Origin of the sequence: Bordetella trematum, from assembly GCF_900078335.1 — a bacterium.
Taxonomy (GTDB): domain Bacteria; phylum Pseudomonadota; class Gammaproteobacteria; order Burkholderiales; family Burkholderiaceae_B; genus Bordetella; species Bordetella trematum.
In genome coordinates, this window is record NZ_FKBR01000012.1 from 173987 (window position 1) to 192238 (window position 18252).

Consider the following 18252-nt stretch of genomic DNA (forward strand, 5'->3'; position numbering starts at 1 on the left):
AGGTGCTCAAACGGGGCGTCCCAGACGGAACACCAGGGTATCCAGGCGGGTCAGGCCACGCTCGGCGAAGCGCGGCTCCTTGTCGAGGATGCCGCGCTGGTCGATCAAGGCCGCCTCGGCGCCATACAGACGCTCCACCTCGGTCTGCTCGACCGAGAACGGCGGCCCGTCCATCAGGGCCTGGTCATAGGCCAGCGTCAGCAGCAAGCCGCGATAGCCATCGGGCAACTGGCCGTACACATGGCGCACATAGTCGGCGCGCATCGCGGGCGGCAGCGCCACCAGGGCGGCGCGGTCGTAGACGCCCACGCAATTCTGCAGCAGGGCGCGGTCGACGCCGAAGATGTCGCCGCAGATGATTTCCACGCCATGGGCGGCATAGTGCTCGCCATAGGCGCTTTGCCAGCGGCGCGGGGTCCATTGCTGCTCGTCGAAGAACTGCTCCACGGCCAGGGGCGAGAGCTCCACCCCCAGCACCTGGTGGCCGGTTTCGGCCAGCCAGCGCATATCCAGCGACTTGCCCGCCAGCGGCACCAGCACCCGGCAGCCCTCGGGCAACGCCAGCCCGGGCCAGAATTTCTGCAACAAGGGGGTGATGCGCGCCTGATGAAATCCTGTTTGGCCGGCACGCCAGCGTTCCAGCCAGAAATCCGCTTCCATGGGGTCTCCATCCTCAGATGCCGCCGTTCGCGGCGTGTTCGATTGTAGGGCGGCCTAACGCCGCCAACGTTGCTGCCCGCGCCGGGCCAGCCGGCGCACATCGTCGAGCACCGGCAACATCGCCAGCACGATCAGCAGGCAGGCCAGCGGCACGGTGGCGCTATAGCCCAGCCTGGCGAAAGCCAGCGCGCCCGAGACGCCGCCGACGAAAAAGAGCACCACCATGCAGGCCAGCACGCGCAGCTTCTGCCGATCGGCCTGCACCCGTGGCAACTCGTTGCTGACCGCGTTCCAGTAGAACAGCTTGCCCAGCTCGATGCCGATGTCGGTGACCATGCCGGTGACGTGGGTGGTGCGGATCTCGGCGCGCGAGACCTTGGTGATGATGGCGTTCTGCAGGCCCATGATGTAGCACAGCAGGGCCACGGTCAGCGGCAGATACAGCCACTGCATCTGCTCGACATGGCCGCCCAGCAGGCCGAACAACAGCAGCAGCAAGGCCTCCAGCAGGAGCGGCAACGCGTATTCGCTGGCCAGTTGCGAGCGGCGCCCGAAATTGACCAGCACGGCCGAGGTCCCTGCCCCGATCAGGAAGGCCGCCAGCGCGGCCAGCCCCTGCAGCACGACCACCACACTGCCCAGCGCGAGGTGATCGGCCATGGACGAGACGATGCCCGACATGTGCGAGGTGTATTGGGCGACGGCCAGAAAGCCCCCGGCGTTGACCGCGCCTGCGATGAACACCAGAAAGTAGGCCAACTGACGATTGGCCGCGGGCGTGCGCTCGACTGCCGTCAAGCCGCGCAGATACGGGAACCTCACTTCGAATCCTCAAGCAAGCCGCCACCGCCGGAATTGTACGCGCCCCTCATGGCGTGGCGCGCGCCGCGCCGTCCTGGCGTATGGCGCGGGAGTAGGCATCGTCCAGGGGCGTTTGCGCCAACCTGGCGGTGATGTCCGCGCGGGCGCGCCAGGCCTGCAACGGTTCGGCCGTGTCCAGCGCGCCATGTTCATAGAGATATTCGGGCAAGTACCCCGACAGCAGCAGGCGCCAGTCCAGCGGCAGGCCTGGCGCGATCGCCAGCGCCATGTCGTAGACCAGCGTGGTGCAGTTGGCCGTGACCGTATGGTAGAAACGCGGCGTTTCGCGCAAGGCCTCGGCCTGCGCCACATAGGCCAGGAACAGCTCGCGCATGGCCGGCCTGGACAAGCGTATGGGATAGCGCGACACCTGCTCGCCACGGGCCGCGGCGCGCACATTCAGGATGTCGCGCTCATCGGCGGCCACCACACTGAGCTCGAACTGCTTGAAGAACCCGCCCAGTTCGGAGAACTGCTCGCCCCGCTCCTTGCGTATCTCGACCGAGAACACCACGCGCTGCCCATCCTCGAAGCCGAAGGACACCAGCGTATGGGCGATGGCCGGCATGCCCCAGGTCGAGAGCACCATATCCACGGAGTCGAGCTGATCCAGATCGTAGGTCCGGGTATCCCAGCGAACCGTATAGTCCTCGTCGCTGCGCCAACGGAAGTCGCGCACGTTGTGCAGCGTCACGCGCGACCCCTCCTGAGTGCCGTACACCATGCGGGCCACGTCATCGGCCCAGGCCCGATCGTTGGACGGCGCCAGCGACTGCCACCAGATGAGCAGCGCGGCCGCCGCCAGGCACCAGGTCCAGGCGAGCGCGCGGCCTGCGCGCCGGCGCGCCAGCAACGCGCCGGCAGTGGCCAGGCCAAGCAGGCCCCACAGCCAGGGCAGCACGCGTTGCGGCCAGCCGGCAGTCGGATACCAGAGCGCCAGGGCGCCCCACAAGGTAAAGACGAGCAGGCCTGCCAGGCCCAGGGCGCGCCAGACCGGATGCGCCACGCGAATCGATGAGGAGGACATGACGCAATTCTATGCCCGGCTTGCGCGGGCCGGGCGCTGCGAGCCGCCCCCGGGCGGGCGGTTTTTGAGGCGCAGCGCGCCTGTTATCCTAGCGCTTCGTGTGCAGGGCCCGCTTTCTGGCGAGCCCGCACGCACGGTGGCACCCTGCCCCACACCGACCTCTTGGCTGGATGATGCGCCTTCGGGCTGCCCAGGATCACACCCCCATGCTCAACGACATTATCGACCTCTTCAAGCTGATCGGCCTGGGCCTGACGCTGATGCTGCCCCTGGCCAACCCCTTGACATCCATGACGCTGTTGCTGTCACTGGGCCAGCACATCCCCTATCGCGAACGCCAGAAGCAGATCACGCAAGCGGCCTTTTATGTGGTGGGCATCATGGTGGTGACCTATTACGCCGGCGCCTGGATCATGACCACCTTCGGAATCTCGATTCCCGGGCTGCGCATTGCCGGCGGGCTGATCGTGGCTGCCATCGGCTTCACCATGCTGTTTCCGAAAACGTCACTGGACGATATGCCGGAGGCCGACAAGGCAGCCGACAAAGCGGCCGCGGCAGTCGCCAACCGCAGCGTGCCCAACATCGCTTTCGTGCCGCTGGCGCTGCCCGGCACGGCGGGCCCTGGCACCATCGCCATGATCGTGAGCGCCACCTCGACACTGGACCCGGCCACGGCGGCCACCTATCCCGGCTGGGTGCTGTCCAGCGTGCCCATCATCGTTTTCGTGCTGCTGGGGCTGCTGTTCTGGATATGCCTGCGCTCGGCCGGCACGATCGTGAAATTCATCGGCCACGACGGCGTCGAGGCCATTTCGCGCGTGATGGGTTTTCTGCTGGTGTGCATGGGGGTGCAGTTCATCATCAACGGCGTGCTTGACGTCATCAACGGCTTTCTGGCCGGCCATCCGCATTAATTGAGGCGCGGGCGCCGCGCACCGGCGGCGCCCGCCTGCCTCAGGGCGTCTGCGGGGCGCGCTCGGCCAGCGTTTCCAGCATCGGCAGCGACGGCGCAAAGAACAGGCCGCCGGTGACCGCCTTGGAAAAATCCAGCAAGCGGTCATAGTTGCCAGCCGGCTTGCCGACGAACATGTTTTCCAGCATCTGCTCGATGGGGCTGGGCGTGCGCGCGTAGCCGATGAAATAGGTGCCGAATTCCCCCTGGCCAGGGCGGCCGAAAGGCATGTTGCCACGCAGGATCTTGACCTCGTTGCCGGCCTCGTCTTCCAGCGTGGTCAGCGCGCTGTGCGACCAGTCGGGCTTGGCATCGTCGTCCAGCTCGATATCCGAGAGTTTGCGCCGGCCGATGATGCGCTCCTGCTGCTCGACCGGCAGCGCGTTCCAGCCCTTCATGTCGTGCAGGTACTTCTGCACCAGCACATAGCTGCCGCCGGCGTAGCCGGCATCCTCATCACCCACCAGCGTGTAAGGCGGCGCGGCATCGCCTTCCGGGTTCTCGGTGCCATCGACAAAGCCGATCATGGCGCGCATGTCGAAGTTGCGAAAGCCGTGCACTTCATCGACCACCTGGATGGCGCCATCGAGGCTTTCCATGATGTGACTGAGCAGCTCGAAACACAGGTCGTGACGGTCAGCGCGCAGATGCAGCAACAGATCGCCCGGGGTCGCGACTGCGCAGCGCTCGCCGCTGCCGATCACGCGAAACGGATGCAGCTCGGCCGGCATCGGGCCGCTGAACAGGCGCGGCCAGACTTCGGCGCCCAGCCCCACCACACAGGAAAGACGCGCCTCGGGCTCACGCTTGCCGACCGCCCGCACCAAACCGGCGATCTCGCCGCACCATTCACGCACCTTGCGACAGCTTTCGGCATCGGGATTGACGGTGGCCACGACGAAAAAGGCGCTGCGGGTCATGGCCGCGCAGATCGCCTGGGGTTGAAGCGAATGGGACATAGCGTATTCCAACAGGACGAGAAAAAAGTGTGCGCGTCGCCTGAGGGCGCGCGAAAGAAACCGAAGTCTACTGCCTTGCCGGGACAGGCGCTTCAGGCGGCCGCCAAGGTAAAGCCCTGTGGCCCGGCGCAGTCCGCCATGGCCTGCACGATTCTGCGCGCGAGCTCGGGCACCAGCGCATGCGGCGCCTGGGCGGCCAGCACGGCCAGCCCAAGGCGATAACCAATGCGGGGCGCGAACGGAAGACAGCCGATCCCCGGCTCCTGGCAGAGCCGCGCGAACAGGCCGTTGACCACGGCCAGCCCGACCCCTTGCGCCACCAGCCGGCACGCCATCTCGACCGAATGCACTTCAGCCCGGATCTGGGGCGTGAGACGCCCCTGACGAAAGGCCTGGTCTATCTGCTGACGCATAAGCCGGTGACGGCCCAGCAGAACGAGGTCCTGACCTATCAGGTCTGCCGGCTCGACGCGCCCGCGGCCTTCGAGGGCATGGCCTCGCGGCATGATGCAGACCGCCTCGGTGTCGATGCGCAGCAGCATCTGCAGCCCGGCATTCAGGGCCGGGTCGCGCACCATGGCGAGATCGGCCTCGCGCCCGAGCACGGCCACTTCGTTGGCTTCGTAGCTGCCGACCAGCACCTCTACCGCAACATCGGGGTGGTCGTTCAGAAAGGCATCGATGACGGGGGGCATGACCGACTGCGCCACCGAACTGGGCAGCTGCACGCGGATAAGCGTGCGGCGCATGCCGCCCAGCCGCAATTGATTGACATGGCGCTGCAACGACTCGGCCGCCTGGATGATGCCCTGGACATCCGGCAGCAACGCATCCGCCTCCGCACAGGGGTGCAGCCGCCCCTTGCGCCGCTGGAACAGCGGCAAGCCCAGGTCAGCCTCGAACTGGCTGAGCAGCCGGCTGACCGCCGACTGCGACAGCCCCAGGCGCTGGGCGGCCGCGATGGTCGAGCCCGTGGTCATAAAGGCCAGGAAGGCCTCCAGCTGTTTGAAATTCATTTCATCCCCGCATGCGCAAAGGGCACGCCCCTGCCTAGGGTTAACACCAAATTTGTCGTTTTCCACATAGGTTGATGCGCGCCACGCATACCGTTGCCAACGTTTTGCAATGGCTCGAACATGCGGCCAACAGCGGATTCTGCGTCAGCCGCAGTCCACAAGCAACACGAGACACCCCTGCCTTAACGAGTCCCCATGCGCCTGTCTTTCTCCTGTCCTTCTTCCGGACACGCCACACCATGATCGCTCTCATCATCCGCCGGCTGTGTCAGAGCATCCTGATTCTGGCCATCACATCCGTGATCGTATTCGCCGGCGTTTACGCCATCGGCGACCCCATCGAAATTCTGGTGCCCGCCGATGCGTCCCAGGCCGAGATCGAGCAGGCCGTGCGCTCGCTGGGGCTGGACCGTCCGCTGTACGAGCAGTACTTCATGTTCGTGGACCGCGCGCTGCATGGCGACCTGGGCAACTCCTTCGTCTTCAACCAGCCGGCGATACAGCTGATTCTGCAGCGGCTGCCTGCCACCCTCGAACTGGCCTTCGTGGCCTTGATGCTGGCGCTGATCGTCGGCCTTCCGCTAGGGCTGGTTGCCGGTTTGAAGCCGGAGTCGGCGCTGGATCGCGGCATCATGGCCGGCTCCATCCTGGGCTTCAGCCTGCCCAATTTCTGGCAAGGCATCATGCTGGTGCTGATCTTCTCCGTCACGCTGGGCTGGCTGCCCTCCACCGGACGCGGGCCGGAAGGAGAGATCTTCGGGATACGCACCACCCTGGCCTCCTGGGACGGCATCCGCCACCTCATCCTGCCAGCGCTGAACCTGGCGCTCTTCAAGATTGCCCTGATCGTGCGTCTGACCCGCAGCGGGGTGCGCGAAACCATGCCGCTGGATTTCGTGAAGTTCGCGCGCGCCAAGGGCCTGAAAGAATCCCGCGTGATCTATGTGCATGTACTCAAGAACATCATGATTCCCATCGTAACGGTGGTCGGCATGGAGTTCGGATCCATGATCGCCTTCGCCACCGTGACCGAAACCATTTTTGCCTGGCCCGGCGTGGGCAAGCTCATCATCGACAGCATCATGAAACTGGACCGCCCGGTGATCGTGGCCTACCTGCTGGTGGTGGTCACCATGTTCATCCTGCTCAATCTGCTGGTGGACATCATCTATTCCCTGCTGGACCCCCGTGTCCGCGTCGGAGGCGCAGAATGAGCCCCGCCCTGTTGCGCATCAATCGCGAAACCACTTTCGGCCAGGCGCTGCACGGCGTGCTGGATAGCCGTGCCGCCACCCTGTCGGGCGTCATCCTGCTGCTGCTGGTGCTGGCAGCCGTGCTGGCCCCCTGGCTGGCGCCGCAGAACCCCTATGACCTGGCCAGCATCACCATCCTGGACGGAAGGCTGCCGCCCGGCAGCGTCGGCGTCTACAACGACACCTACTGGCTGGGCACCGACGCTCAGGGCCGCGACATGCTCTCGGCCATGATGTACGGTCTGCGCACCAGCCTGAGCGTAGGCGTGCTCAGCGGGCTGTTCGCCATGATCGTGGGCACCGTGATGGGGCTGGTGGCGGCCTACTTCGGCGGCCGTATCGACACCCTCATCATGCGCCTGGTGGATTTGATGCTGGGTTTCCCGACCATCCTCGTGGCCCTGATGATGCTGGCAATCCTGGGACAAGGCGTCGACAAGGTCATCCTCGCACTGGTGGTGGTTCAGTGGGCCTATTTCGCACGCGCAGTGCGCGCCACCGCCGTCGTAGAACGCCGCAAGGAGTACATGGAGGCCGCGCTCTGCCTGGGGCTGAGCCACCGCCGCGCGCTGTTCAGCCAGCTGCTGCCCAACTGCATTCCGCCGGTCATCGTGATCGCCATGATCCAGACGGCCAACGCCATCGCCGCAGAAGCCACCCTGAGCTTTCTGGGCATCGGCCTGCCGGTCACGGAACCGTCGCTGGGCCTGTTGATCGCCAACGGCTACCAGCAAATGCTGGCCGGCCTGTACTGGATCAGCGTATTCCCGGGCGTGCTGCTGCTGAGCGTGGTCTTCACCCTGAATATCGTCGGCGACCGGGTGCGCGAAGCGCTCAACCCGCGCCTGCAGAAATAGGAAATCCCCCATGAGTCAGCCTACTCCCACGCTCTCGCTGCGACAGTTGCGCACCTGGTTCCACACCCGGGCGGGCATCGTGCGCGCAGTCGATGACGTCAGTTTCGATGTCTATCCGGGCGAAATTCTTGGCCTGGTCGGCGAATCCGGATCGGGCAAGTCGATCACAGGCTTCTCGGTGCTGGGGCTGCTGGACCCGCCGGGGCGCATCGAAAGCGGCCAGATTCTCTTCAAGGGCACCGATCTGGCCACCCTGGCGCCGCAGGAGCTGCGGCAGTTGCGCGGCAACCGAATCGCCATGGTGTTTCAGGACCCCATGATGACGCTGGACCCGGTGTTTCGCATCGAGACCCAGATGGTCGAGACCGTGCTGGCACACGAACGCTGCAGCCGCAAAGCGGCCTGGGCGCGTGCCTGCGACATGCTGGCCGCCGTGGGTATTCCCGCCCCCCGGCAGCGCATGAAAGCCTATCCGCATCAACTCTCCGGAGGCATGCGCCAGCGCGTCGCCATTGCCATCGCGATGCTGCACCAGCCCGATCTGATCATCGCCGACGAACCCACCACCGCACTGGACGTCACCATCCAGGCGCAGATTCTGGCCGAGATGCAGGACCTTTGCGCCAGGACCGGCACCGCCATGGTGTGGGTCAGCCATGATCTGGCGGTCGTGGCCGGACTGGCCGATCGTATTTGCGTCATGTATGCCGGACGGGTCGTCGAGGCCGGCCCGACCGGCGACGTCCTGGATGCGCCGCGCCATCCCTACACCCACGGCCTGATCGGCGCCGTGCCCAGCAACACGCAGGCCGGCGACCGCCTGTTCCAGATCCCCGGCATGGCGCCCTCGGCGCTGGCCCTGCCGCCCGGCTGCGCCTTTGCGCCGCGCTGCAGCAAGGCTGATGCACGCTGCCGGACCGAAGCCCCCGGCATCACGGCCGACGGCGCGCGCAGCCTGCGCTGTTTCCACCCCCTGACCGGAGCCTGTTCGTGAGCCCGCCCATTCTGATGCAAGCCAGGCAAGTATCGCGCCTGTTCGTCAAACGCCCCGATTACGCCGAGCGTATTGCCGGCCTGCTGGGCGCCAGGGTATCCACCCAGACCGTGCATGCCGTCGATGAGGTGGACCTTCGCATCCATGAAGGCGAAGTCGTGGGCCTGGTGGGCGAATCGGGTTGCGGAAAATCGACCCTGGGCCGCATGCTGGCCGGCATCCTGCCGACGTCCTCGGGCCACATCGAGACCCCGGATGGCGTGCTGGGCACGCTCGGCGGACGCGCCGCCCAGGCACAAAGACTGGCCACGCAGATGATTTTTCAGGATCCGATGTCCTCGCTCAATCCGCGCAAGCGGGTGCGCGACATCATCGGCGAGGCGCCGCTGGCGCATGGCCTGATCGCACGACGCGACTACGAAGACTACGTCGTCGACATCATGCGCCAGGTCGGGCTCAATCCTGACTACCGCAACCGCTTTCCTCACCAGTTTTCGGGCGGCCAGCGCCAGCGGGTGGGTATCGGCCGGGCCCTGGCGGTCAAACCCCGCTTTCTCATCTGCGACGAGTCGATCGCCGCGCTGGATGTCTCCATCCAGGCCCAGATCCTCAACCTGTTCATGGATCTGCGCGAGACCCTGGGGCTGACTTATCTGTTCATCAGCCACGACCTGGGCGTCGTGCAGCGCATCAGCGACCGCTGCGTGATCATGTATCTGGGACGCATCGTCGAATCCGGCCCCACCGATCTCATCTTCCAGGAACCGCGCCATCCCTATACCCGGGCGCTGCTGGACGAAGTCCCGCGCCTGTCCAACCGCAAGCGCCGCTTCCATGCCATCAAAGGCGAGATCCCTTCCCCGTTGCAACCGCCGCCGGGCTGCCATTTCCACCCGCGGTGCCCGCAGGCCATGCCGCGCTGTGCGACAGAGCAACCGCTGCTGCGCACCCTGCAACCCGGCCATGAGGCCGCCTGCCATCTGCTGGACGACGCGCCAGCCCATCCGAACGCTACGCCATGATCCGTCCACTTCCTGCTTTCGCGCGCAGCGCCCAGCGCATCATTCTGGCGCTGACGCTGGCCTCTGCCTGCCTGAACGTTGCCGCACGCCCGTTGTTGACCATAGGCCACTCCAGCGAGCCCTCGTCGATGGACCCCCTGTTCTCACGCACCGGAAACAATCAGGCTGCCGCCGAGAACATATTCGAACGTCTCGTCTCGACCGACGAAAACCTGCAGATCCAACCCGGCCTGGCGCAATCCTGGGAGGTCATCTCGCCAACGCTCTGGGAGATACGGCTGCGCCCGGACGTACGTTTCCACGACGGCTCACCGCTAAGCGCGGACGACGTGGTGTTCTCCCTCGAACGGGCCTCCAGGGTCCCCAACAGCCCCGCCCCTTTCTCAGGCGCGGTGCGCTCGATCGAAAGCCTGCAGGTCGTCGATCCGCTGACGCTGCGCGTCCATACCAGGAAGCCAACCCCCGACCTGATGGAGCAGATCGGGCTGGTGTATATCCTGTCGCGCCAGGCGGCCGATGGCAAAACCTCGCAGGACTTCAACTCCGGTCTCGCCACGATCGGCACCGGGCCTTACAAGTATCAGCGCTGGCAACCCGGAGACAGTCTGGAGCTGCGCCGCAACGATGACTACTGGGGCCGCCACGGCGATTTCGAACGGGTGACGATCCGCTACATCGCCAACGATGCCGCCCGCATCGCCGCCCTGCTGTCCGGATCCGTGGATCTGATCGACAGCGTGGCGCCCACCGACGTCAAGGAAATGAAGAAGTACCCCAATGTCAGTCTCTATCACTCCGAGTCTGCCCGCCTGATCTATCTGGCCCTGGACTCTGCCCGCAGCCACAGCCCTTTCGTCACTGACGCCCAAGGCAGGCCCATGGATCGCAACCCGCTGCAGGATCCTCGCGTGCGCCGGGCGATTTCCAAGATGATCATGCGCGAACCGATCACCACGCGCCTGCTCAACGGCGCCGGCGTCCCCGCGGGCCAAATGGTGCCCAAGGGTCTGGGCGGCTATTCCGACGCCTTGCCGCCCCCCGCCTACGACCCCGCGGGCGCCCGGCAACTGCTGCAGGATGCCGGCTATCCGGAGGGGTTCGGCCTGACCATCCACTCTTCGAACGACAGATTCGCCAGCGACAGCGACCTGGCCCAGGCGCTGGCGCAGATGATGGCGCGCGGCGGCCTGCGCATCAACGGCGTGGTCACCCAGCCCTACAACGTCTATGCCAGCGCCAGCAGCAAACAGCTGTACAGCGCATTCATCTTCTCTTACGGCAATACCACCTCTGACGCCGCCAACGGCCTGACCAACGTGCTGGCGACCTACAACAAGGCGGCGGGCACCGGCGCCTTCAATCGATCCCGCTACAGCAACCCCGAGGTCGATGCCTTGCTGGCGCAGGCGGCAGTCGCCTTCGATCCTGCCAAGCGCAACGATCTGCTGCGTCAGGCCAACGAGGCGGCCTTTCGGGATGTCGGCATCGTGCCGTTGTATTTCCCCGTGGTCTTCTGGGCGGCGCGCAACGGCGTCGCCATCAAGCCCAACAAACTGGAGCGCACGTCGCTGGTCTATATCCGGGAAACGCAATGAACGGCCCCCTACCCTTGCTCCACCCCCTGCCCGACCTGCCCAACCAACGGGTGCCCATGCGGGACGGCGTGCACCTGGCTACCGATGTCTACTTTCCGCCGGGCTACCGGGCAGGACGGGACGCCCCATTGCCGGTCATCCTGGAGCGCACCCCCTATGGCAAGCTGGCCGTGTCGCGCGCCGAACAGATCGGATCGCGCCTGGGAGTGCCCCGGCCGGAAATCGCCGCCTATTTCACCGCTCAAGGCTTCGCCGTAGTGCTGCAGGACTGCCGGGGACGCTATGACTCAGAGGGGCACTTCACCAAATACCTGGCAGAAGGTCCCGATGGCTATGACACCCTGTGCTGGATCACGGCTCAGCCATGGTGCTCAGGGCGTGTCGGCACCATGGGCCTGTCGTATGCCGCGCATACCCAATTGGCGCTGGCCTGCCATCACCCTCCCGGGCTGGCCTGCATGGTGCTCGATTCGGGCGGATTCGCCAATGGTTATCAGTGCGGCATCCGCCAATCTGGCGCCTTCGAGCTGAAGCAGGCCACCTGGGCGTTCAGACAGGCAAAGCTCAGCCCGGCCGCACGGCGCGATCCGGTGCTGCGCGCCGCCCTGGAAGCCCAGGATATTCGTCAATGGTTCGAGGCCATGCCATGGCGCCCCGGGCACTCTCCGCTGGCTGCCGTACCGGAATATGAGGACTACCTCTTCGAGCAGTGGCGGGCTGAGCGCTTCGACGCCAGCTGGCGCGATGCGGCGATCTTTGCCCAGGGCTACTACGATGCCATCCCCGACATCCCGGTCGTGTTGATGTCCAGCTGGTATGACGTCTATGTGCGCAGCACGTTTGAAAACTACGCCGGGCTGCAGGGGCATGGCCGGCAGGCGCCGCTGCGCCTGGTCATGGGCCCGTGGCTGCACGGCGACCGCAACACGACCCATAGCGGAGACGCCGAGTTCGGACCACAAGCCGCCTTCGACGGCAACGTGGCGCCCGACTGGCTGTCCTTCCGACTGCAATGGTTCCGCCGCTGGCTGCAACCGGCGGGCGGCAGCGCGCCCGCCGACCCCGTCGATCCGCCCTTGCGTCTCTTCCTGATGGGCGGCGGGAGCGGCAAACGCAACGACCAGGATCGCATCGAACACGGCGGACGCTGGATCCAGGCCGACCAGTGGCCGCCCTCGCAAACCCGTGTGGCGGAGTTCTATCTGCATGCCGACGGCAGTCTGCGCGAGGCCCCCGCAACGCCCGCTGCAACGGTGCACTACCAGGCCGACCCGCGCCGCCCGGTGCCGACGATAGGCGGGGCGCTCACCTCAGGCCAGCCGGTCTTCGTGGGCGGCGCCTTCGATCAGCGCGAAGACGCCCGCTTCTTCGGCGTGCGCCAGGCGGGGCTGCCCCTGTCGGCGCGCGATGACGTGGTGGTGTTCGAGACCGGGCCGCTGTCGCACGACGTCGCACTGGCCGGCCCGGTGCGCGTCACGCTCTTCATCAGCTCCGACTGCCCCGACACGGACTTCACGGCCAAGCTCATCGACGTCTATCCGCCCAGCGCGGACTTCCCGCAGGGCTACGCCATGAACCTGACCGACGGCATTTTCCGATGCCGTTTCCACGCGTCCTGGGAGGAACCCCGCCCCCTGGTGGCGGGCAAGGTCTACGAGATCACCATCGAACCGTTCGCCAGCTGCAATCTATTCAAGCGCGGCCATCGAATCCGCCTGGATATCTCCAGCAGCAATTTTCCCAAGTACGACGTCAACCCCAATACCGGCGAGTCTCCCGCCGATGGGCGAGAGAAGCGCATCGCACGCAACACCCTGCATCTTTCGACAGCTTGTCCCTCCCGGCTGACGCTGCATCTGGCCGATCCCGCCAGCCTCGCCAGCTTGCCCTCTGCGCCCGCCTCCCGCATCCACTCCATGCTGCCGCGCGCTCGCGCCGGCGGCAGGGCCTGCTGTTTCCTTTCCACATTAAAAAGGGGATTTCCATGAAGCGTCCGCCCATACTCTCCCTGCGCCTGGCAAGCGCGATATGTCTGGCCGCCGGCAGCCTGTCGGCGCCCGGCTCAGCTGCGGCGGCAGCCGCCAACAGCTCGGTGAGGCTGTATGGCCTGGTCGATCTGGGCCTGGTCTATGAGCGCAAGAACGGCGAATCCAGCCTGCGCCAGAAGAGCGGGAACCAATCCGGCTCGCGCTGGGGGCTGCGCGGCAGCGAAGACCTGGGCGGCGGCTACCGCGCGGTGTTCCGCCTGGAAAGCGGCTTCAGCGCCAACAACGGCAAGCAGGCGCAAGGCCGCATGTTCGGACGCTGGGCCTATGTGGGCCTGGCCGGCGATTTCGGCGAGCTGCGCCTGGGACGCCAATGGGTCTACGGCTTCGAATGGGCCTCGGTAGGCAACCCGTTTGGCAGCGGCTGGAGCCAGGGCTCCAATAACGCGACGCTGGGCTACAACGACGGCGATTTCGGTAGTGGCGGGCGGGTCAACAACGGCGTGTTCTACACCACACCGCGCTGGCAAGGCTGGCAGCTGGGCGTGGGTTACAGCTTTGAAAGCGGCGACGACGACGCCTTCGCCACCGCCGCGCATGACCGGGTGCTGACGGCCGGCCTGCGCTACAACCGGGGGCCGCTGGCTGCCGCGCTCACCTACGAACGCCTCAATCCCAAGGCGGGCCTGCCCGACAAACGCGCCGCCACCAACCTGCAGCTGGCCGGCTCCTACGATCTGGAGTGGATCAAGCTTTACGGCACCTACGGCAATCTGCGCCACCCGAATGCCGGCCCCTCACGCGGCGTGGAGCGCGTCAACAGCTTCATCGCCGGCGTCAGCGTGCCGGTCAGCGGCAGCGGCGAAGTGCTGGCCAACTACCAGCGCGCCACCAATTCGGACATCACCGGAGTGGCGTTGGGCTACCAGCACCGCCTGTCCAAGCGCAGCAATCTGTACGCCTACATCAATCGCCTGGACATTCAGCAGAGCCACACTCTGCAAGCCTCTCTGGGCATCAGGCATCAGTTCTGAGGCATGCCGAAAGCCGGCTTGTCGTCGTCGGTCAGCGGGGCCTGCAGGTCGCGCTCGTCGATTTCCCAGATGACCAGCCGCGGCGGCGTCTGTTTCCAGGCCGGGCTCTTGAAGTAGGCTTGGGCCGCGGCGCCGAACTTGGCGCCGTCGCGGGCGAAGTTGCCGATTTCGACGCCGAGCTCGCGCGCCAGTTGCGGCGCAAACTCGGAGGTACGCGAAAAAGAGGTCCCGACCAGCGCCAGCGTGGGAGCGCCAGCGTCGCCGAATAGGGCATCGGCGTCATCGGCGGCGGCGGCACGCGGCACATAGCGCTGCAGCGCCACCACATCGGTCTCGGGCTGCCAGCGCTGCGGCAGGCCGTCGATGCCCGCCAGACGCACCAGATCGCCCGGGCGCAGCGCCGGGGGCCCGGTGCTGACGTCGTACTCGCGCTCGGGCAGCAACGGCACGCCGGCGGCGCGCACCTGTTCGGCCACGGCGCGGGCCGCCGCCCCGGCTCCCGCCTGGCTCCAGTGCGAGTCGGCACGCAGGAACGCCTCCTGCTCACCGGCCTGCAGCGCGGGGGTCAGGTCCAGCACTTTGACGCCTTCGGCGCGCAGCATATCGGCCCAGGCCTGCAGGCGCTGCTCGAAGGCTGCCGGACGATGCAGGCCGCAGAGCCGGTCCGCTTCGACCCGGCTTTTATCGGGCACCACCGCCACCAGCAGGTCCACGCCTTGCGTGGCCAGCGCCTGACGGGTCTGCAGCACGGTCTGCGCCCGGGCGCGCGCATTGGCCTCGGCCTGCGGGTAGACCTGCAATTCATCGGCCAGAAACAGCCAGCCCGGGCAACCGGGGCGCACGCGCTCGCCCAGATCGCCCAGCGTCAGCCAGCCCAGCCCGCGCTGCAGCGTTGCGGCCTGGTTGCTGAAGGGCATGTCGCCCAGGCGTTGGGCGATGTCGTGGGTGACGCCGCCATCGAGCAGGCGCTGCATGGACAGGTTGTCGGGCAGCAGGCGATGCTCGCGCGACCACCAGGCATTGCTCAGGATGGCTGCCAGCATGAACAGCAGCAGCACCACGCCGGCCAGACGGCTGGCGCGCCGCGCGCGCTCGCCGGCATGGGCGGTAGGCGGCTTGGGGGGCATATCGGGCGGCATATCGCGTGGGATCGTCATGACATCCGGCCTCAGAACTGAAAGTAAAGGAAAGGCGCCGCGCCGCGCGAGGCGATCAAGGCATACGCCAGCAGGAAACCGGCCACCGGCCAGACGGCGCTGCACAGCACCACCAGGCGGCCCGGCGCGCGCTGCGACCAGGCCGGCAGCACCGCCGGCAGCACCACGCACACCATCGCCAGCACGAAAGCCAGGCCATGCACCGGGCGCAGCACGTAGTGCATGGTGTCGCTCAGGCCCCAGCCGTTGAGCCCGAACTGGCCGGCATACATGGTCAGCGCGGCATCGAAGTTGGCTGCCCGGAACAGGGTCCAGGCCAGCATCACAAACAGCAGAGTCAGTACCCGCGAAAACCAGCCCGGCAGCTCCGGCAGCCTGCAGCGCCCCCACAGCCGCCCGGCCGCCAGGGCCAGGCCGTGCGCCAGTCCCCAGAGCAGGAAGTTCCAGCTGTCGCCGCCATGCCACAGGCCGGCGATGCCCATCGTCAGCAGCAGGTTGCGATAGGTCTTCCAGGCGCCCAGGCGATTGCCGCCCATGGGAATGTAGAGATAGTCCCGGATCCAGCTGGACAGCGACATATGCCAGCGGCGCCAGAAATCCTGGATGCTGTGGGCCAGATAGGGATTGTTGAAGTTCTCGGGCAGGTGAAAGCCGATCATCAGGCCCAGCCCGATCGCCATGGCGCTATAGCCGGCGAAGTCGAAAAACAGCTGCAGCGAGTAGGCCAGACAACCCAGCCAGGCATCGGCCAGCGTGGGCTGGGACATGGCGAAGGCCGCGTCGGCCACCGGCGCCAGGGTGTCGGCCAGCAGCACCTTCATGCTCATGCCCACCATGAAGCGGCGTGCGCCCAGGCAGAAGTTCTGCCAGTCCATCACGCGGTTGACCATTTCCTTGTCGACCCAGGCCCAGCGGATGATGGGGCCGGCGATCAACTGGCCGAACATGGCCTTGTAGGCGGCGAAGTCGATGAAGTTGCGCTCGGCGCGCACCTCCCGACGATAAACGTCGACCACATAGGAGATGGCCTGCAGCACGAAAAAGGACAGGCCGGCCGGCAGGGCGATACGCTCCCAGGCCAGCGGGATGGCGCCAGCCATGCCCGCGATATCGTTGTACGTGGCAACCAGGATGTTGGCGTACTTGTACCAGCACAGGATGCCCACGTTGGCCACCATGAGCAGCACCAGCAGCAGCTTGCGGCGCCGGCCGCAGCGCCATTGCTCGATCAGCAGCGCACCGCCCCAGGCCGCAATCGTCACCGCCACCAGCAGCAGCAGATAGATGGGCTTGAGCCAGCTGTAGAACGCCCAGCTGCCCAGCAGCAAGGTGAAGTTCCGGCCGCGCTTGGGCGTCAGGACATAGACCGCGAGAAACAGCGGCAGAAACAGCGTCAGGAACTCTAGGGACGCGAAGACCATGGCGACAGGCTCAGGAGCGGCGTGGGCCGGAAACAATCAAAGAGGGAAACCACGGCCTACCCGCAGGGCCGGCCGTGGCGGCGTGCATCAGCGCCCGACGCGATCCTCGGCGTGCAGCAGCCGCGGCCCCTGGGCCGACGGCAGCAGGAACACCGTATGGCGGTCGCCGGCCTGCAAGGTGCCCAGTTCCAGCACCTTGGGCAGCACCTGGCCGCCACAGGAGGCGCTCACGTTCAAGGCCACCGGATTGACCAGGCGACGCGCGGCCTGGCCCTGGGGGACGCGCTCGAACAGGGCCAGATTGCGGGGAGCGGCCACCAGGCCCGCATCGGCGCAGCCGGCGTCCAGGTTGTAGAAGGCGATCGACACCTTGGCGGCATTGAAGTCATCCGGCTGCTCACGCACCACCACCGTCTGCAGGCCGTCTTTGCCGGGCAGCCCGATCACCGAGGCGAACTCGCCGGGCTGCACCGTCACGTCGAGGTCCTGCCCCTGCCGGGCGCTTTCCAGGCGGCCCTGCATGCGGGCGCCACCGCGCACCGGCATGAACGCCGAGACCGGCTCGGCGGCGTCAAGATCGATGCGGCCTTGCGAGCCCTTGGCGCTCACGCCCATCGGCTGCTCGCCGCCGTTGACGAAACGCACGAAGGCGGCGTCCTCGGCCGGGCCGGTTTCATACAGCTGGATCGTGGCCGACATCGCCACGGGAGCAAGCAGCGCCAGGGTCAGGCCGAGCGCACCGCGCAGGGTCTTCAGGGAGAGAGTATTCATCGTCTGGTTTCCGGAAACGCTCATGGCTTGCGCAGGGCCTGGACCACCGGCAGCCCGGCCATCTGCTTGGCGATGGCCTCGCCCCAGCTCTTGTAGCCGGCATTGGTGTAGTGCTGGCCATCCGTCGTGGCCCATTGCCCGGGCTTGGAAAACACCGTCGAATCAATGTAGGTGCAGGGCGCGACGTTGTTCGACAGGAAGGCCGACACCTGTTTGACGCGGGCAAAGTTCTTCTTGTACTTGCCGCCCTCGGTGCCCCAGCCCGGACCGATCCAGACGCAGGCCGTGCCGGTGGCGGCGATGGCCTTGGTCAGGGCGGTGGTCTGCTGCCAGGCCCAGGTCTTGGGGAAGGCGGGATTGGTGTAGCCGGCCATGGTATCGCCCAGCACGATCACCACCAGATTCGGCTTGTCGGCGGCGATCAGCTCGGTGATGGGCCGGGTGGCGGCCTTGCTGCCGGTGAGTTCCAGCTTGCCATCGTTGCGGCGTTCGGCGCCCCCGCAGTTGCCGGGCACCGATTGGGTCCAGTCGCCGGCATGGCTGCCGCACACGCCGATGGTGTGGACCTGGGCGCCCTGTTTGACCAGATCGTCCTGCAGGGTGGTGACGAGGTAGCCGGGCGCAGCCAGGTGGCTGTCGCCCACCAGCAGGATGCTCAGACCGGCAAAAAGAGAAGTCAGCATAT

The 18252-nt window shown here is 66.4% G+C and carries 16 protein-coding genes and 1 pseudogene; 8 read left to right on the forward strand and 9 right to left on the reverse strand.

Annotated features, from left to right (window positions below; translation table 11 throughout):
- Positions 1-6: 6 nt before the first annotated feature.
- The 3 genes and pseudogenes from A7V84_RS06860 to A7V84_RS06870 form a co-directional block, all read right to left on the reverse strand.
- Complete coding sequence (locus A7V84_RS06860; protein WP_063492028.1) at positions 7-660, reverse strand: thiopurine S-methyltransferase; 654 nt, start codon at positions 658-660, stop codon at positions 7-9.
- A gap of 57 nt (positions 661-717) precedes the next feature.
- Positions 718-1482, reverse strand: a pseudogene (locus A7V84_RS06865) (YoaK family protein); the annotation flags it as partial.
- A 46-nt stretch (positions 1483-1528) separates the two neighbouring features.
- The gene (locus tag A7V84_RS06870) at positions 1529-2548 is read right to left on the reverse strand and encodes an Lnb N-terminal periplasmic domain-containing protein (RefSeq protein ID WP_025518060.1); all 1020 of its coding nucleotides are present in this window, start codon (positions 2546-2548) and stop codon (positions 1529-1531) included.
- A 206-nt stretch (positions 2549-2754) separates the two neighbouring features.
- Here A7V84_RS06870 and A7V84_RS06875 point away from each other — a divergent pair, with 206 nt between their 5' ends.
- Positions 2755-3465 (forward strand): MarC family NAAT transporter, encoded by a 711-nt coding sequence (locus A7V84_RS06875; protein ID WP_025518062.1) that lies wholly within the window; start codon positions 2755-2757, stop codon positions 3463-3465.
- Positions 3466-3505: 40 nt separating this feature from the next.
- On the opposite strand, the gene A7V84_RS06880 is transcribed toward A7V84_RS06875, so the two are convergent.
- Positions 3506-4462, reverse strand: coding sequence for a Dyp-type peroxidase (locus A7V84_RS06880; protein WP_025518064.1), 957 nt, complete (start codon positions 4460-4462; stop codon positions 3506-3508).
- Between the two features lie 92 nt (positions 4463-4554).
- Complete coding sequence (locus tag A7V84_RS06885; RefSeq protein ID WP_063492027.1) at positions 4555-5478, reverse strand: LysR family transcriptional regulator; 924 nt, start codon at positions 5476-5478, stop codon at positions 4555-4557.
- 239 nt (positions 5479-5717) lie between these two features.
- On the opposite strand from A7V84_RS06885, the gene A7V84_RS06890 reads away from it, so the two are divergent.
- From A7V84_RS06890 to A7V84_RS06920, 7 genes are read left to right on the forward strand one after another with little or no spacing between them, the layout of a single operon-like run.
- On the forward strand, positions 5718-6692 hold the full coding sequence (locus A7V84_RS06890; RefSeq protein ID WP_025518066.1) for an ABC transporter permease: 975 nt from the start codon (positions 5718-5720) through the stop codon (positions 6690-6692).
- Positions 6689-7588: an ABC transporter permease gene (locus A7V84_RS06895; RefSeq protein ID WP_025518067.1), complete on the forward strand. Its 900-nt coding sequence runs from the start codon at positions 6689-6691 to the stop codon at positions 7586-7588. The genes A7V84_RS06890 and A7V84_RS06895 overlap by 4 nt, the downstream gene beginning before the upstream one ends.
- Before the next feature lie 10 nt (positions 7589-7598).
- Entirely contained in the window at positions 7599-8582 is a 984-nt protein-coding gene (locus tag A7V84_RS06900) for an ABC transporter ATP-binding protein (protein ID WP_025518069.1), read from the forward strand.
- 14 nt (positions 8583-8596) lie between these two features.
- The gene (locus A7V84_RS06905; RefSeq protein WP_115638942.1) at positions 8597-9604 is read left to right on the forward strand and encodes an ABC transporter ATP-binding protein; all 1008 of its coding nucleotides are present in this window, start codon (positions 8597-8599) and stop codon (positions 9602-9604) included.
- The gene (locus A7V84_RS06910) at positions 9601-11199 is read left to right on the forward strand and encodes an ABC transporter substrate-binding protein (protein ID WP_063492025.1); all 1599 of its coding nucleotides are present in this window, start codon (positions 9601-9603) and stop codon (positions 11197-11199) included. The genes A7V84_RS06905 and A7V84_RS06910 overlap by 4 nt, the downstream gene beginning before the upstream one ends.
- The gene (locus A7V84_RS06915; RefSeq protein WP_082832987.1) at positions 11196-13187 is read left to right on the forward strand and encodes a CocE/NonD family hydrolase; all 1992 of its coding nucleotides are present in this window, start codon (positions 11196-11198) and stop codon (positions 13185-13187) included. Before A7V84_RS06910 ends, A7V84_RS06915 begins: the two co-directional genes overlap by 4 nt.
- On the forward strand, positions 13184-14218 hold the full coding sequence (locus tag A7V84_RS06920; protein WP_063492024.1) for a porin: 1035 nt from the start codon (positions 13184-13186) through the stop codon (positions 14216-14218). The genes A7V84_RS06915 and A7V84_RS06920 overlap by 4 nt, the downstream gene beginning before the upstream one ends.
- On the opposite strand, the gene A7V84_RS06925 is transcribed toward A7V84_RS06920, so the two are convergent.
- The 4 genes from A7V84_RS06925 to A7V84_RS06940 all read right to left on the reverse strand — a co-directional run bounded on the left by A7V84_RS06925 (position 14209) and on the right by A7V84_RS06940 (position 18250).
- Positions 14209-15375 carry an alginate O-acetyltransferase AlgX-related protein gene (locus A7V84_RS06925; RefSeq protein WP_082871948.1) on the reverse strand — a complete coding sequence of 389 codons (1167 nt, stop codon included), beginning with the start codon at positions 15373-15375 and terminating at the stop codon, positions 14209-14211. The genes A7V84_RS06920 and A7V84_RS06925 overlap by 10 nt on opposite strands.
- A gap of 11 nt (positions 15376-15386) precedes the next feature.
- Complete coding sequence (locus tag A7V84_RS06930) at positions 15387-16796, reverse strand: MBOAT family O-acyltransferase (RefSeq protein ID WP_025518078.1); 1410 nt, start codon at positions 16794-16796, stop codon at positions 15387-15389.
- An 87-nt stretch (positions 16797-16883) separates the two neighbouring features.
- Positions 16884-17567, reverse strand: coding sequence for a hypothetical protein (locus tag A7V84_RS06935; RefSeq protein ID WP_063492023.1), 684 nt, complete (start codon positions 17565-17567; stop codon positions 16884-16886).
- A 20-nt stretch (positions 17568-17587) separates the two neighbouring features.
- Positions 17588-18250 carry an SGNH/GDSL hydrolase family protein gene (locus tag A7V84_RS06940; protein WP_081695141.1) on the reverse strand — a complete coding sequence of 221 codons (663 nt, stop codon included), beginning with the start codon at positions 18248-18250 and terminating at the stop codon, positions 17588-17590.
- Positions 18251-18252 lie beyond the last annotated feature (2 nt).